General features: G+C 45.2%; 14 protein-coding genes. 7 read left to right on the top strand and 7 right to left on the bottom strand.

The genetic code is table 11. The features are described 5' to 3' along the window. The first annotated feature begins 855 nt into the window (after positions 1 to 855). From AC0IYG_RS07800 to alaS, 6 genes are all read left to right on the top strand, one after another. A complete protein-coding gene (locus tag AC0IYG_RS07800) occupies positions 856 to 1,155 on the top strand; it encodes an integrin alpha (RefSeq protein WP_471710535.1) in 300 nt (99 codons plus the stop codon). After that, a complete protein-coding gene (locus tag AC0IYG_RS07795) occupies positions 1,152 to 2,633 on the top strand; it encodes an FG-GAP-like repeat-containing protein (protein ID WP_471710534.1) in 1,482 nt (493 codons plus the stop codon). Before AC0IYG_RS07800 ends, AC0IYG_RS07795 begins: the two co-directional genes overlap by 4 nt. Beyond that, a complete protein-coding gene (locus AC0IYG_RS07790) occupies positions 2,630 to 2,755 on the top strand; it encodes a hypothetical protein (protein ID WP_471710533.1) in 126 nt (41 codons plus the stop codon). Before AC0IYG_RS07795 ends, AC0IYG_RS07790 begins: the two co-directional genes overlap by 4 nt. Positions 2,756 to 2,803: 48 nt before the next feature. Continuing rightward, complete coding sequence (locus AC0IYG_RS07785) at positions 2,804 to 3,835, top strand: integrin alpha (RefSeq protein WP_471710532.1); 1,032 nt, start codon at positions 2,804 to 2,806, stop codon at positions 3,833 to 3,835. Between the two features lie 7 nt (positions 3,836 to 3,842). Continuing rightward, the gene (locus AC0IYG_RS07780; RefSeq protein ID WP_471710531.1) at positions 3,843 to 4,382 is read left to right on the top strand and encodes a T9SS type A sorting domain-containing protein; all 540 of its coding nucleotides are present in this window, start codon (positions 3,843 to 3,845) and stop codon (positions 4,380 to 4,382) included. 122 nt (positions 4,383 to 4,504) lie between these two features. Next, positions 4,505 to 7,162 carry an alanine--tRNA ligase gene (gene alaS, locus AC0IYG_RS07775; protein WP_471710530.1) on the top strand — a complete coding sequence of 886 codons (2,658 nt, stop codon included), beginning with the start codon at positions 4,505 to 4,507 and terminating at the stop codon, positions 7,160 to 7,162. A gap of 242 nt (positions 7,163 to 7,404) precedes the next feature. On the opposite strand, the gene AC0IYG_RS07770 is transcribed toward alaS, so the two are convergent. The 6 genes from AC0IYG_RS07770 to AC0IYG_RS07745 all read right to left on the bottom strand — a co-directional run bounded on the left by AC0IYG_RS07770 (position 7,405) and on the right by AC0IYG_RS07745 (position 13,348). After that, entirely contained in the window at positions 7,405 to 8,217 is an 813-nt protein-coding gene (locus AC0IYG_RS07770) for a lysophospholipid acyltransferase family protein (protein ID WP_471710880.1), read from the bottom strand. 29 nt (positions 8,218 to 8,246) lie between these two features. Further along, positions 8,247 to 9,347: a hypothetical protein gene (locus AC0IYG_RS07765; RefSeq protein ID WP_471710529.1), complete on the bottom strand. Its 1,101-nt coding sequence runs from the start codon at positions 9,345 to 9,347 to the stop codon at positions 8,247 to 8,249. 149 nt (positions 9,348 to 9,496) lie between these two features. Continuing rightward, complete coding sequence (locus tag AC0IYG_RS07760; protein ID WP_471710528.1) at positions 9,497 to 11,263, bottom strand: STN and carboxypeptidase regulatory-like domain-containing protein; 1,767 nt, start codon at positions 11,261 to 11,263, stop codon at positions 9,497 to 9,499. Between the two features lie 72 nt (positions 11,264 to 11,335). Continuing rightward, entirely contained in the window at positions 11,336 to 12,328 is a 993-nt protein-coding gene (locus tag AC0IYG_RS07755) for a FecR family protein (protein WP_471710527.1), read from the bottom strand. Positions 12,329 to 12,340: 12 nt separating this feature from the next. Then, positions 12,341 to 12,910 carry an RNA polymerase sigma-70 factor gene (locus tag AC0IYG_RS07750; RefSeq protein WP_471710526.1) on the bottom strand — a complete coding sequence of 190 codons (570 nt, stop codon included), beginning with the start codon at positions 12,908 to 12,910 and terminating at the stop codon, positions 12,341 to 12,343. Between the two features lie 117 nt (positions 12,911 to 13,027). Continuing rightward, on the bottom strand, positions 13,028 to 13,348 hold the full coding sequence (locus tag AC0IYG_RS07745; protein WP_471710525.1) for a hypothetical protein: 321 nt from the start codon (positions 13,346 to 13,348) through the stop codon (positions 13,028 to 13,030). A gap of 219 nt (positions 13,349 to 13,567) precedes the next feature. Between AC0IYG_RS07745 and AC0IYG_RS07740 the strand changes: the two genes are divergently transcribed. Further along, the gene (locus AC0IYG_RS07740; protein ID WP_471710524.1) at positions 13,568 to 14,500 is read left to right on the top strand and encodes a LysR substrate-binding domain-containing protein; all 933 of its coding nucleotides are present in this window, start codon (positions 13,568 to 13,570) and stop codon (positions 14,498 to 14,500) included. Here AC0IYG_RS07740 and AC0IYG_RS07735 read toward each other — a convergent pair whose 3' ends face one another. After that, a complete protein-coding gene (locus AC0IYG_RS07735; RefSeq protein WP_471710523.1) occupies positions 14,501 to 16,219 on the bottom strand; it encodes a PHP domain-containing protein in 1,719 nt (572 codons plus the stop codon). It lies immediately after the preceding gene. Positions 16,220 to 16,269 lie beyond the last annotated feature (50 nt).

The following is a 16,269-nucleotide window of genomic DNA, read 5'->3' as shown; positions in this document are numbered from 1 at the left end:
TTGGGAATGGGGTAAAAATCGGTGTTTCAAAAATGTAACGACAACAATACAGCCTTCCAAAATCACAAAGCTTATGAAATTTAAAAACTATCAAAACACACTTTGCATAGCCATCCTGATTGTCTTGGCAATGCTGGTTTACATGAACAGAAACGTTCGTTTGACTGATGGCAGACAAGAACTGTCCACGAAAACCAAAAGCCCAGGACAAAATTGGAGATCAAACAACAAATCAGCCTGTCCCCGCTAATACTATTGTGCAAATGCAGCAGTCCATTAGTCAGCGCGAATATCACATAACATTGGACAAAACGCTCGGAAAGCAGCAAAGCCCTAATCGTAAACACAACCTCCTGAGCCTACTACGAGCCAGGAAAGCTGCTGGTAAAAAACCGTATAGATTCAGCCGGTCATAATTTCAGCTTAGCATTAATAAATGCAGGAATTTATGCAGATGGCCACAAATTAGAAAAAAGGCAAGTTTCTTCCCGCCGACACTTCGAGTGCAGTCGTGGAAAATGTTATCCGGATCAAACGTGGACACTATACGGAAGAATATAAAAACAGCGAAGCAGGAATGCGCCAGAATTTCATTGTGCATTCCGCACCTGCAAAAACGAAAAGTCTGAAAGTTCGGTTAGCCGCAAAACGGGTTGCAAGTAAAAGATTTGGGTAAAAACAAGCTGGCATTCTACGATAAAAGCGCCACGGGCCTTTCTGGAAATTCATCCCACGTACAACGACCTCAAATGCTGGGGACGCAAATGGCAAAAAACTAAGCGCAACGCTTTCATACCATAATAACGAAATCCTAAATCGATGTAAATGCAGCAGGCGCTGCCTATCCGGTAACCATTGTTCCATCCGATCATCGCGAATGGAAATCCAGGAAATGCAAATGCGGTGTTTAACAGCCCGCAAGCAGATTCACGTTTTGGAGCATCTGTATCAAGTGCCGGCGATGTTAACGGAGATGGATATAGCGACGTAATAATAGGTGCGCCATATTACAGACTCGGAGGCGAAGTTGACCAAGGTGCAGTTTTCTTTTTCAAAGGTTCGTCAAGTGGTTTGGTGAACAACTCCACAGTGTTTTTCGGGAAAGCTGCGAAGAGCTCTGGTTTCGGTCACACGGTTTCTTCACAGGCGATTTGAATGGCGATGGTTATTCTGATATACTAGTTGGCAGCAATCTTGTATTCAATCCCGAGAAGTTGAATGGAAGCATTAACATCTTCTACGGCTCACCGCAGGGCCTGAGTGCAGCAAGTACGCGCATTGAGTCAAAACAGCCAGGCGACGTTTTCGGACACTCTTTGGGCAGTGCAGGCGATGTCAATGGAGACGGATTCAGTGATATAATTGTAGGAGCATTTCATTTCATCCATGATGGTGCTGACAATGGAGCAGCATTCATTTATCTTGGATCAGCAGCGGGCGTTAGTACGGTTGCAGCAGATACAATAACTATTCATACCCTAAACTCCCAAGCTAGATTTGGCATTTCTGTGGCCGGTGCAGGCGATGTTAACGGCGATGGATATAGCGATGTAGTTATTGGTGCGGATCACTTTTTCGACCCGGCGATTGACCTTACAAAGGGGGCAACTTACGTATACCATGGCTCGGCATCAGGAATATCTAAAGCCCCATCGCTGAAAATTCCAGGCCCTATCAATTTTAGTGATTTTGGCTACTGTGTCGCGACAGCTGGCGACTTAAATGGTGATGGATTTAGTGATATTGTTGTCGGAGCCCCAGATTACGATGTCAGTCAGCAAAACCAAGGAGCCGCATTTATATATTACGGTTCAGCTAGCGGCATTGACATTGGAACCAAGACGATAATTGAAGGAGACAAACCACAAGCCACGTTAGGAAGGCAGTTGTCATGCGCCGGAGATGTAAATACTGACGGATTCAGTGACATCCTCATTTATTCTTATAATAACACCAGAGTATATCATGGGTCAAAAGTCGGCATTAACACCAATATTCAGGCCACCATTTTAGGCTTTTCCACAATGGCAAGTGCTGGTGACGTGAACGGAGACGGATCCAGTGATATTATAGTAGGCGATCCCTCATATGACCTAGGCGGCAATGACGGACGTGCCCTAGTCTTCCACGGTTCGGCAAGTTCAATCGCTACACAGTATTTCTCCAAAATGTTTGGTTTTCAACCTGATAGCAATTTAGGGTATTCCGTTTCAGATGCAGGTGACGTAAACGGTGATGGATACGACGATGTGATTATCGGAGCCCCCTTGTTTGATAATGGTGCCTCTAACGAGGGTGCAGCATTTCTGTGTTATGGAACTCATAATGGTGTTGGCTCAGTACTTTTACCTCATCTTTTAATTGACCTAAACCAGGCAGATGCTCATTTAGGCTGGTCCGTCAGTGGTGCTGGTGATGTAAACGGAGACGGATATAGTGATGTGATTATTGGCGCAAATGGCTTTGATATACTTGGCGCGACGGATTCAGGTGCAGGTTTTGTTTATTACGGATCTTCGAGTGGGCTTTCTCTGTCAAATCCCACCATGGTCTATGTTGGCAAAGCAGGTTCAAGAGCTGGCACATCGGTAAAAAGCGCGGAGACGTTAACGGCGACGGCTATGCAGATGTGATCGTTGGTGCCCCATTATACAGCAATGGCCAGAAGGATGAAGGTGCGATAATGATCTCTTTGGGTTCTTCCAATGGCATCTCAAACCAGGCGCTGGCCTCCTTATTGAAGGTGGCTCAGTGAATAATGAATTTGGGAATGCTGTTTCCGGTGCGGGTGACATAAATGGGGATGGGTTTGAAGAATGCGGTTGTTGGCGCTGATCGCTTTGAAAATGCCTTTGCTACCGTTGACGAAGGAGCAGCTTACGTTTATTATGGTTCAAAAATTGGCATTCAAGCAAATCGAAATACTGTTTTAGAATTAAATCATGCTGGATCCCTATTTGGCTCCGCGGTCTCAAAAGCAGGAGATGTGAATGCCGACGGATTTGATGACATTATTGTTGGGGCCAACCATTTCTCAAATGGTCAGGCTAACGAGGGAGCCGCAGTAACTTTTTATGGATCAGCTGAGGGCATTAATGCAAGTGGTTTTACACTTTTGGAAGGTAATTATGATAATGCATTGTTTGGCAATTCAGTTTCTGGCGGTGATTTCAATGGTGATGGTTATAGCGACATCATCATCGGGTCTCCATTCTTTACATACAATATTGTAGCCTCTGGAGCTGCACTTGTATATTACGGGTCAGAGTCGGGTATCGTAACTCAGGATCCTGTCATATTACTGGGGGACCAGCAGAACTGTCAGATGGGTATCTCTGTTTCGTATGCAGGTGATGTTAACGGAGATGGATATAGTGACGTAATTATTGGAGAAACTAAGTTTGATTTTTCTGGACAAATAAATGGAGCAGCCTCAATTTATGAAGGGAATGGTAGTAACCAACTAGTAAAAGAGAAATCTCGAAACAGGATTCGTTTATATGAAAACAGCCTGACTACAAGTCTGCTACAAAGCAATATTAATGAAATAACTTTTGGCATTGGTCTGAACGGTCATTCATTCTTAGGGAGAAACCGGGCTAAGCTTGTTTGGGAAACGCGGAAAGCCGGGCAGAGCTTTTCTAAGTCAAGTCCAATCACAAACAGCACGCAATCCACTGGTGAGGGCGCATTTACGTCAACGCAATTATCCGAGACAGAGTTAAAGAGCAGCATTGACAAAATAGGGTTCAGCACAAAAGTTCGCGCGAGGATTAAATACGATCCTGCTTTGGCGATAACCGGACAAGTCTACAGGTCCTTGGAAATATGTTGATAGGAGAATGGTTGCAAGCGAGGCGGCATTGCCTGTAACATTGATCAGCTTCAACGCGAAAGCAAACGAAAATCATGCTGTTCTGGAATGGAAAACTTCGATGGAAGTGAATAGTGATTACTTTGAAATTCAGCGCAGCACGGATGGCAAGCGCTGGGTGGCGATTGGGAAAATAATGGCTTCAGAGAACAGCAAGGATCAGCAGAATTATGGTTTTACAGACTATAATCCGAACACCGGCTCAAATCTTTATCGGTTGAAGATGGTTGACCAGGACGCAACTTTCGCTTACAGCAGCGTGGAATCTGTGAATTTTGACGAAGGCGCAACTGCGGACTTTACTTTCTTCCCAAATCCAGTCCAAACCTCAATCAGTATCGATTCAAAGCTGATCGTTACCGAACTTCATATTTACAACACTTCCGGTGCAAAAGTCTTATCCGTCACAGATGCGCTCGGGATTAAAAGCGTTGATATGAGCAGTCTGCCTTCGGCTTCATATTTGATAAAAGCCAATGGCAAGTCCTATCATGTGATTAAGAAATAAAATTTCAACACCCACATTCCAAGGATAAAGAATCAGGCTGGCGAAAACCAGCCTGATTCTTTATATGAATTTCCTTACCTTTGCGGCCTGTTTTATAGAGCATAAGGACCAAAATTTATACAATGACCTCGCATCAAATACGTAAGGCTTTTCTTGATTTTTTTCGCAGTAAAGAGCATTTAATCGTCCCTTCCGCACCTTTGGTTGCGAAGAATGACCCTACCCTGATGTTCAATAATTCAGGGATGGCACAGTTTAAGGACTTCTTTTTGGGCAATGGCAACCCGCCTTCCCGCAGGATTGCGGACACACAAAAATGCCTGCGTGTTTCAGGAAAACACAATGACTTAGAGGACGTTGGCTTTGATACTTATCACCATACCATGTTCGAAATGCTGGGAAACTGGTCTTTCGGGGATTACTTCAAAAAAGAGGCGATTACGTGGGCATGGGAGTTACTCACAGAGGTTTATAAGCTGCCAAAAGACAGGCTTTATGTCTCTGTTTTTGAGGGGGATTCCAAGGATGGCGTTCCTTTTGACCAGGAAGCATGGGACCTTTGGAAACCGATCGTTGGTGAAGACCGCATCATTCTCGGGAACAAAAAAGATAACTTTTGGGAAATGGGCGACACGGGTCCTTGCGGCCCTTGCTCGGAAATTCATATTGATCTACGTCCGGCTTCGGAAGTTGCTGAAATTTCCGGAAAATCGCTGGTTAACAATGATCATCCGCAAGTTGTTGAGATCTGGAACCTCGTTTTCATGCAGTTTGAGCGGAAGGCTGATAGTTCATTGATTCCGCTTCCTTCCACGCATGTGGACACGGGGATGGGCTTTGAGCGCTTGTGTATGGCTGTGCAAAACAAGACTTCCAACTACGACACAGACGTTTTCCAAAATACAATACAAGTTCTTGAAAAGCTATCCGGCAAAACGTACGGTGCTGGCATTGAACCCTTTGCAGATATTGCAATGCGCGTGATTGCTGACCATATCAGGGCTGTTGCCTTTGCCATAACGGATGGCCAGTTGCCGTCTAACGTAAAAGCGGGTTATGTGATCCGTCGCATTTTGCGCCGCGCGGTGCGTTACGGTTATTCTTATCTGGGTTTCCAGGAGCCGTTTTTTTACAAATTGGTCGCTGTGCTGGCGGATCAGTTCCAGGATGTTTTTACAGAATTGAAAACGCAGGAAGAATTTGTTACCCGCGTTATATTAGAAGAAGAAAAGAGCTTTTTGAGAACGCTCGAATCGGGTTTGAAGAGGCTTGACGTGATCATTTCCGCACTGAAAGAAAGAGGCGTTAATGTCATCGCAGGTCAGGAAGTTTTTGAATTGAGCGACACATTTGGTTTCCCAGTCGACCTTACGGCGCTTATTGCGCGTGAAAAAGGTTTTCAGATCGATGAAACCGGTTTTCAGGATGCACTGGCGGAACAGAAAAAACGCTCACGCCAGGATGCTGCTAAGGAAGCGACGGATTGGATTGAAGTTCGCGAGGCGGATGGCGTTGAATTCCTGGGTTATGATTTTGAAGAAACACATAGCCAGATCGTAAAATACCGAAAAGTGAAAACCAAGGCCGGTGAAGAATATCACATTGTGCTCGACCGCACGCCTTTCTATGCTGAAATGGGTGGCCAGGTGGGAGACACGGGTGTTCTGATCATTGACAACGGATTGGAAAACGGCAAAAAGACCATCCGGATCGTTGATACCAAGAAGGAAAACGATCTTTTTGTTCACATTTCCCGGGATAAGGACCTCGATGAAGCATTGCAGCGGGCTGGAATTATCGTGGCTAAAATTGATGAAACGCGACGCAACCGGATCAAGGCCAACCACTCCGCGACGCATTTAATGTTGTCTGCAATGCGAGAGGTTTTGGGAACGCATATCGGGCAGAAAGGCTCATTTTTGAATGATGAAGTGCTTCGTTTTGACTTCTCACACTTTTCAAAAGTGACGGATGAGGAGCTGATAAAAATCGAAGATCGCGTCAACGAGAAAATCCGCGAGGACATTGCATTGGACGAAAGACGAAATGTGCCCATTAAGCAGGCGTTGGATCAAGGTGCGACGGCGACTTTTGGCGAAAAATATGGCGACTTTGTTCGTCTGATCATTTTTGATCCAAAATACTCATTTGAACTGTGCGGTGGAACGCACGTGCCTTCGACCGGAAAAATCGGAGTTTTCAAATTCATATCAGAAGGTTCCGTTTCCGCTGGTGTTCGTCGTGTGGAAGCAGTGACTGGTGAAAAGGCGCTGGAAATTATGCGTCAGCAGGAAGAGACTTTGAACAAAATAAAAGACCTTCTGAAAAACCCGACGGACTTGGTTAAGGCGGTTGAAAGTTTGCTGGATGAACGTACAAACCTGCAAAAGAGAATTGTATCCCTCGAAAATGAGAAAATTCAGACGCTGAAATCTGCATTGATTGACAATATGGAAAAACACAGCACATTCAACCTGATCGTTGAAAAAGTGGATGTGCCGAGCGCCGATTCGTTGAAGCAACTTTCTTATGAACTGCGTGACCAAATCGAAAATCTCATCGCTGTTTTCGGAACAGAAATCGCTGGGAAGCCTCAGCTTTCGGTGTTTATAGCAGAAAATATTGTGCAAGAAACAGGACTCAATGCGGGTAAGATCGTGAAAGATCTTGCAAAGGAAATTCGTGGCGGCGGCGGTGGACAGCCTTTCTTTGCCACAGCGGGCGGTTCAGATGCAAGCGGATTGGATTCAGCACTGGAAAAAGCGAAAGGCCTTTTCTAAGCATTACCAAAATATAGAAGTTGTAAATTTCAGGAGCGACGCAATGTGCGTCGCTCCTTTTCATTGTACGTTGAGTATTGCTAACGTTGAGTGTTGCGTGTCTTTGCAGCCTTGGCTTGTTTGCCTTCACAGTAAAAAATCCGCTCCTCCATTAGACAAGTCCTCCAAGCGATTGATTATGAAAAGATTACTATTTTTCCAGGTGAGCAATACATTGTAGACAATTTCGACCCTTTGCGGAATTATACAACGTTTTCGACCTCTGGAAGTGTTTTAGATGTGGAAAGTCCAAACTTCCACCTGTTATGTGACCAAAGCCAGAGCTCTGGTTGACTTCGAATGCTATTTTCCAACGCGGCATAATACAATTTCATCAACTCCATTTCGGATACATTTGCGGCTTCTTCTGCCAGCAATTCAAATCTGAACCGATATTTGTTCCTGTCGCTTTTTATCACGTTCAAATAAACCACAGCAGCATTTAGCCTGTTCGCAATGCGAGCTGCACCCGGCTGGATATACGTTTTATGACCAAAAAATTTCACTGCACATTTGCCTGCCCTGGCCGGCCTTTGATCGGCCACATTTATGAAAATTGCTGGCTTCCCTCCCGCCCTGCTCAATGCGAACTTGTACCAATCGGATTTCGGAACAAGTTTCACACCATATTTCCCCCTAAGCTTCTTCAATTGCGCATCTAAAATGCGATTCGATAATGGCGAATAGGCTGCCAGGACTTCGTAATCCGAGATTAATGGCAGTGAAAACAAATATTCCCAATTTCCATAATGCGAAACCATGAGCACAATGTCCTTCCCTTCTTTAAGCAGCTGCTGAATCAGCAATGTGTTTTCGTAAGCGACAAATTGTTCCAACTTGTCCGGCTTTAATGTGCTTACCAGAAACGGCTCCACGATAAGATCAGCCAGATGACGGTAATATGCGGTTGCTAACTTCTCAATTTCGGCAGCATTATGGGCAGGGAAACAGATTCGAAGGTTTTTCAAAACAATTCCCCTGCGATATGGCCATATATATCTGAATATCAAAAACATCAGATCCGACAGAGCACGAATTAGGCGCATCAAAGGATGAACTGAATGCCCGTATTGAAGCCGAGATGGACTCCCTGGAAATCTTTCGAGCTGTCATTTTTCCAGATGAATTTGTCCACGGAATCGTAACCATTATCCCGTTTGTAACTAACATAATTGATTGTCGGACCGGCGAAGATTTCAAGCTTGTTGCCAACTTTATAGGCGGGAATAATGCGAAGCGAGCTTTTGAAATAATTGCCTTTTTTGAAATTAGACAAAGATTGACTGACCACTTCGAGGTTGAGGCGTAGATGGTTAGCAAGTGGAATGTGGGCGCCTAAACCTGCCTCAATGGCATATAAATCACGTTTATCATCTTTGAAATTATAACCAACGCCTGCTATTCCATACAAAACACGTCCGCCGGAACGGAATGAGACGATTGTCGTCATGCTCTCGTCGAGCGTCAGGGCGAAGGATTTTTCACCGCTTTTGATAAAATTAAAAATGGCGATCGGGTAGTCACTTGTGTCCGCAATGTTGATAAAACCAGCCAGTTGAATGCCTTTGACTTTTTGAGCCACATTGGCAAATCCGCCGATCTGCGCATTGACTGTTTTGCCTTTGTTAAAAAAGCCTGCGACCTGTAACCCTTTGGCGTCTCCGCGGGAAATGTTGGTAAAACCGGCAATCTGGGCCGAGCCGGAACTTCCGGAAACATTCGCGAAGCCGGCGATCTGCGCGCCGGTTGCTTCATTTTTGATAATGTTGGAAAAACCTGCGATCTGAGCTCCACTGGCATTATTTCCAATCACGTTTGCCGCTCCGGCGATTTGAATCCCTTTTGCATTATTTCCGATCACATTTGCCGCGCCAGCGATTTGAAATCCGGAAGCGTCCTGTTTAATCACATTTGCTGCTCCGGCGATGGTTGCGCCTGTTTCTGCTTTCGACAAGCCTGCAACTGCATGCAGCGAAAAACGATTGGTGTAAGAAGCGGCGTGCTTCCCGTTGGTGCTGAGCGGATAAATTAATCCAAAATGAACGGCAGATGCGCTGTCGCGCTGGGCAAAAGATGCGAAAGAGATTGCGAAAACAAATATGCTGATGAAGGCTAATCTAGCCGTAGAAACTGTGAAATTTTTCATGGGAATGTATTTAAAAGAAATCATTTAAACACACACAGCGGCGGGAGCTCAAAATTGCAGGCCTTCAATCCGGTCCAATTGCTGTATGCAAAGTACCGACAACGTGACCCGGACTTACCCTAAAAAATTGGAGAAAAAAATAAGAGAAATTACAAACCCCTGCCATAGCGCCAGCTCACACCGAACTGCGCGCCGAGCCATGATGAAAGATTTTTACCACCGAAATCAAAGTTTGGATAACCTTTGGGCGGGAGCGATTTGTAGCCGGTCTCAGGTTTAAAACCGTCGCTGTCATAAACTGTGAATGCCGGACCTGCGAAAAGCAAAAAGCGCTTGTTCAGCTTGTAAGTCAGCGCAGTTTGGAGCCGGTAAAGGGATGGAATGCGGTCCCAGCTCGTGGTGTAGACGTTTTGATTTGTGATTTCGGTGAAGAAGCCGAATTTTTTGAAAGGGAAGAATTCAACCCCGAACCCGGCACCGAAAGTGTATGTCCTGTTTTTGCCGCCGGTTGTTGCTCCGCCCATCAGAATGCTGTAAAATTTGTGCGTGCCCATTTTCCAGGCAACATTAACGGGCACAATGTCACTTGTATAAACCGAAATATTTGAAGTGCTTTTTTTGACAATGTTAATCAGCCCAAGGCTCAGGCCTGCTGAGCTGTCAGCAATGTTAATGACACCAATTTGCGTTCCGTGGAGTCTTTTGGCAATGTTAATCATCGACAACTGGAATCCATGCACTTCATTTTTACCGACATTAATCGCACCGCTGATCTGCCCGCCGGAAAAATTCTTGGCAACAACATTTGCTGCACCGCCTATTTGCACACCATTAAAATTCCCCGAGACGTAGTTTACAGCTCCCGATATTTGCGCTCCATCAGAATCTGCACCGATCATATTGACTGCACCCGAAACCTGCGCGCCATGCAATGTCTTGGCCGATCTGCTCAAAAAGCCGCTAATTTGCACGCCCTCCACATTTTGCTTCACATTACCCGTAAACCCGGACACCTGAACGCCGCTTAGTGAATCCAGGATCTGGTTCAAAAAGCCCGCAACCTGCACGCCCTTGACTGTTCCTGAAACAATGTTGAATGCGCCGGCAATTTGTGCATAGCGAACATCCTGCTTTGAAATGTTGAATCCGCCGGCAATTTCGGCACCATTAACGCCGGCCGTGTATCCGCCCAAAAGATTGAGAGAGAATTTGTTAACAACCTGTGCGCTCATTTTCCCATGCGTTCCCAGCCCCGGCGTTAAAGATGCCTGATAAGGAAGCGCAACGAAAAATTTACCAATGTTCCGGCTCTGTGTGCGGAGTCTGGCTGAAAGAAAAAGCCGACCGAGCCACGTCGATTCGCCTTCGGAATAGCGGACAATAAGCGGGTCGAGATCAACGGCTTTTTGTGCGATGCGAATCTGAATGTCTCCGCTTTCCTCATTGATAACAACAGTTGTGTCCCCATAACCTACTTTGCTGATTGTTAAGCTAATAGGCAAAACCCGATCTTTAATACGCAACCTGAAATGCCCATCGTCGCCGGTTAATGTGGAAATCAACAATTGCCTTGAATAAACACTCGCATAGTCGACAGCAACATTCGTTTCTTGATCCAGAATGTGACCTTCAACATAGAAAACCCTTTCCTTCGCCGCTGCCAGAATGATAAGATAATCACCCTTTTCTTTAAACTGATATTTATTATTGAACAATTGTTCCAAAACCTGCTTGACCGATTTTTGAGCTGCATTAACAGTCACCAGACTGTCGCCCGAAATGATGTTGCTATTGTAGGAAAAGTAAAATTTACCTTGCTGGCTCATCATTTTCAAAACTTCTGAAACCGGCTGATTTTGCACGGTTACCGACACGGTTTTACTCAAAATACCCTGCGCGTAGGCTGCGCAGGGCATTAGTAAGCATATTATGACGAATTTGAAAGCGTTAAGCAAGGTAAAAGTCCGATTCATTCCGAAAGATAAGCGCTATTTCAAAATGATCTGCTGTCCGTTATGTTCAACTTTTATAGTTAATGTTTCACTGATAATGGCTAATGTGCTATCCAGGGACGTTTTTTCAAATGTTGTGTTCAAAGGAATTTTCCTGAGCCGATCATTGCCAATCACAATGTTCGCGTCGTAAGTTTCATTCAGAATCTCAACCACTTTCCACAAAGGCGTGTCGTTGCAAACCAGCTTATTGGTCCGGTAATATTTGTACAATTCGTCCTCCGCATTGTCTTTTACAAGCGCCGGTGTCGCTTTGAGCGCAGTTGCTTTTTGTTTCGGGCTAATGCGAACAAATTCATTGTTTTTCGCCACTTCTACCAAGCCCGTTTCGACGATCACCTCCGTTTTCTTTGCATTGTCTTTTACATTAAAGCTGGTGCCCAAGACCTTCACCGTCATATCATTAACTGAAATAACAAATGGCTTGGTGTTGTCTTTTGTAACTTCAAAAAACGCTTCGCCAGTTAATGCCACTTCCCTTTTACCGCCGCTGAATGTGGCCGGATAGGAAATGCTTGACCTTTTATTCAAAGTCACAACAGAACCGTCTGGCAATGTATCTGACACGGTTTGAGATCCTGAGCGAACGGTCAACATTTGCGTTTCGGCGTTCTGGCCTAAAAACATGTAGGCGAGCCAGCCCGCACACAATGTTGTTGCAATTAATGCGGCAACGCGGAGAAAACCGGATGACTTTGTTGACTCGTAAAGTGGAATTATTGGCGTTTCTTCGTCAACATTCCGCGTCCTTTTCAGGAAACGTTCCCACGCTGCATCTTCACTAATCCTGCTTTGCGCAGCCAATTGTTTGCTTTGATTCCAGATCAATTCAAAATGCTCAAAATAGCGCTGGTTATCGTCGCTATCAGACAGCCATTGGTTAATCTCGATCTGTTCTGCGACTGTGGCCTCGTCCAGTAAAGCCTTGACCAGCAGGTCGTCTATGTTGTAATTTAATTCTTTATGCATGACTGATAGCGGTTAGCTGAGGAAAAATATAAGAAAAGAAGCAGGCAGGAAGTCGACCAATTTCAGGCGCAACAAACGCAGCGCTTTTCCCATTTGGTTTTCGATGGTTTTCAATGGCAGTTGGAGGCGGTCGGCGATTTCCTGGTATTTCAATTCTTCGAAGCGGCTCATCTGAAAAATGGTCCTGCATTTTTCGGGTAATTCCTTCAATGCGCTGTCCAGGCGCTGTTCCAGCTCTGCCAGTTCGAGGGGATGAGCCGTGTTATTGCTGTGTTCCATTTGGTTGATTGCGTACGTTTGATAGGCGTCCCTGACTTTCAAATGTTTGATGTAATTGAGGCTTTCGTGGTAAACGGAGCGATACAGATAACCGCTGACAGATTCCCTGATCTCGATATGGTCCGTCTTTTCCCAGAGTCTGCAAAAAACGTTCTGCACCATTTCCTCCGCCATGATATCGTCCCTCAAAATGGTGCAGGCATAAGCGTGAAGGCCTTTAAAATGTGCTTTGAAAACCTTTTCAAATTCCGCTTCCCGATCCCTGCTCAAAAATGTTACGTGATCCGCTATGGCTACGTTCATTGCAATGATAGATTACTGATAAAAAATAAGCGCCCGACTTAGGCTGTTCATTGGAATGACAACCAGTCGGGCGCTTACCCTAAATGTTCAGGAAAATATTTCCTGTATTATTTTGATTTACGGCTTCTTAGCCGCTTTCAGTGAATCTGCTTTGCTGCTTTTATAACGTTTGTCGGGGGTGCCGTCTTTTTTCAGGTTTTTGTTATCAGAATAACGCTTGTCCGGAGTTCCGTCTGCTTTCAATTTTTTGTTCTCTGCATAACGCTTGTCCGGCGTTCCGTCCGCTTTCACCTTAATGGTCGTTTTGTCATTTCCGGTTTGCCTGGTCGAAACCGTCGTTTTGGTTGTCCCTGGTTTTGCAGGAGTTGCAGTTTGAGCAAATACAGGCGCAGTTACAGCCATGAAGGCAAACAGGATCAACGCTTTCAGATTTTTCATTGCTTTCAGATTAATGTGATTGATACGTGATGAACTAATGTACAAGGATTGACCAAATATCATGCCGGTTCTCTTTCGAAAACAAAGTTTAATAGCAATTTAATACAATTGGTAAAGACTAACTGGCTTTTAACAAATCAGTTTTGACAAGAATTTTGATCAGCCTAAATGATAATGTTTAAATTTGCATAAACAAAATCTATACTGATTTCAGATTGAATGAACATTCAACAATTAGAATATATCGTTGCCGTTGATAATCACCGGCATTTTGTACAAGCTGCGGAGCATTGTAATGTGACGCAGCCCACGCTTTCCATGATGATCCGGAAGTTGGAAGAAGAGTTATCTGTTAAAATTTTTGACCGCACCAAGCAGCCCATTGTTCCGACGGGCATAGGACGCGAAATTATTGATCAGGCCAAGACGATCTTGCGTGAAGCTTCGCGTATGAATGAGATTGCGAAGCATTTTAATGGGGATTTATCGGGCGAATTGCGGATCGGGATTATTCCAACCATTGCGCCTTATTTGCTTCCGCATTTTGTAAATCCGTTTATTACGAATTATCCGGATATCAAATTACACGTTTCCGAAATGATCACAGAACGCATCATTACGGAACTGAAACTGGGCAATCTGGATGTTGGGATCATTGCTTCTTTGTCGGAGGAAAGCAGTTTGCAGGAAATTCCTTTGTACAAAGAGCGCTTTTTCGCCTATGTTTCCGAACACACGGATTTATATTCCAAAAAATACATCTTACCCGCTGATATTGAGCCCAATGAACTTTGGCTTTTGGAAGAAGGGCATTGTTTCCGGACGCAGATCCAGCGCTTGTGCGAATTGAGCCGCAGCAGTCAGTTTGGCAGCAGTTTCAGTTACCGGTCGGGCAGCATTGAAACGTTGATCCGGATGGTTGAAAGAAACGGCGGCATCACCATTCTCCCTGAAATGGCGGTTATGGAGCTTTCCGAGGAACGTAAAAAACACATCCGCAGCTTCGAATTCCCCGAACCCGCCCGCGAAGTATGCCTGCTCGTCAACCGCGAACAAATGAAAACCAGACTCATCGACGCACTAAAAACTGGAATCACAGCCTATTTACCGCAGGAAATTTTCGCTGGAAAGAGTGAGATCAGGATTTTGTAATTATTGAGTCCTGACAACCCTACTCTTCAAATAATCCTCCATCCTCCCTAAATCAAACGCATTGAAAGTCATATCCTTTGTCAGGCCGCCCTTTCTGGCGACGGCGACTCCGTAATGCATGTCGAGATAGCCTTCTTTTGAGTGGGCGTCGGGGTTGATGCTTAGGAGGACGCCTTTTTCCATGCAGTAGGAAATCCAGCGCCAGTCGAGGTCGAGGCGCCAGGGCGATGCATTGATTTCTATCACAACCTGATGTTCGGCGCACGCGTCAATGACCACTTTATGATCGATCGGATAACCTTCGCGGGAAAGCAGCAACCGGCCGGTTGGGTGGCCCAAAATGGTTGTATAAGGATTTTCGATGGCTTTCATGAGTCTTGCTGTGGCTTTTTCCTGTGTCATGGTCAAATTGCTATGCACGGAAGCCACAATGTAATCGAAGGAAGCCAGGATTTCAGCCGGATAATCCAGTGAGCCGTCGCCTAATATATCAGACTCGGTTCCTTTGAGAATTTTGAATGGTTTTGCAGGATTCTCCGCAGCGAAACGCTCATTCAACTTCTCAATTTCCTGATGCTGGCGAATGACGTCTTCTATTTTCAAACCCTGTGCATAAGTCGCAGTTTGCGAATGATCGGCGATGCCCAGATATTCGAAACCCAGCTCGCGGCAGTATAGCGCCATTTGCTCCAATGTATGCTGACCATCGGAATAAGTGCTATGGTTGTGCAAAATCCCTTTCAGATCGTCCCAGGTGATGAGTTGATCAGACGAATGTGTTTCTGCCCAGGTAAATTCATTGGCGCCCTCACGCATTTCAGGAACAATGTAAGGCAAGCCAGCTTTTTGGTAAATATCTTCTTCACTCGTCACCTGCTCATAATATGCCTTGCGCCAGATGCTGGTGCCGGATTGTGACGGATATCCCAGGTGAACCGGATTGGAAGTTTCTATAAACAACTCATTAACAACACGCTCTGGCTTGGCAGCAACAATTTCAACCTCCACGGCCACATCCTGCACATTGCCCCGCCACACAAATGGCGACGAGATTTTTTCATCCTGAACCAGAAAATCAATCTCTGTAATGATCGTTTGCAAAAGCGCCGGTGAATCTGTGCCGACCAGAATTTTGATCCGGTCAACAATTTCAGCTTTGCGCCTGATATCGCCAGCAACTTCAACTTGCTCAAAGCTCTTTTTCAACTCACTTACAATCGCGTCGGCTACAACTTCGGCTTTATCCATGCGCAATCTCCCCGCCTGATCTTTGAGGAATGCGAGTGAATCCAGGATCTTTTGCTGAATGCTTCCGCCGAAACCTTTCAGCTTGGCAACGGCACCATTCAGACAAGCCAGTTCCAGTTCATGCAGGTTGTCAATGCCCAGTTCCTGCCACAACATAGCGATTTTCTTGGGCCCGATGCCTTTGATACTAAACATTTCCATTACCCCCAGCGGCGTGTTGCGCAGCAGATCTTCGAGTTCGGGGAATGTTCCTGTTTTGGCAATTTGAACAATTTTGCCCGCTGTGCTTTTGCCGATTCCCTGCAATTTGGTCAACTCCTGCTCGGTCATATGTTGCAGCTCACCATCCTTGTATTTGTCCAGATAAAAAGCCGCGATGGAATATCCCTTGATTTTGAAAGGGTCTGCGCCGTGCAGTTCCATCAGCTTAGCGGTTAATTCAAGGATCTCAACAATTTCAGGATTGCTCATATCAATGCAGGTTAAAGAATAATTTGCGAATTACGAAGTATGTATCACCA

The sequence above is a fragment of the Dyadobacter sp. AC419 genome (assembly GCF_979253085.1).
Note: the sequence above shows the minus strand (reverse complement) of the source record. Positions and strands in the feature narration are given on the sequence as shown.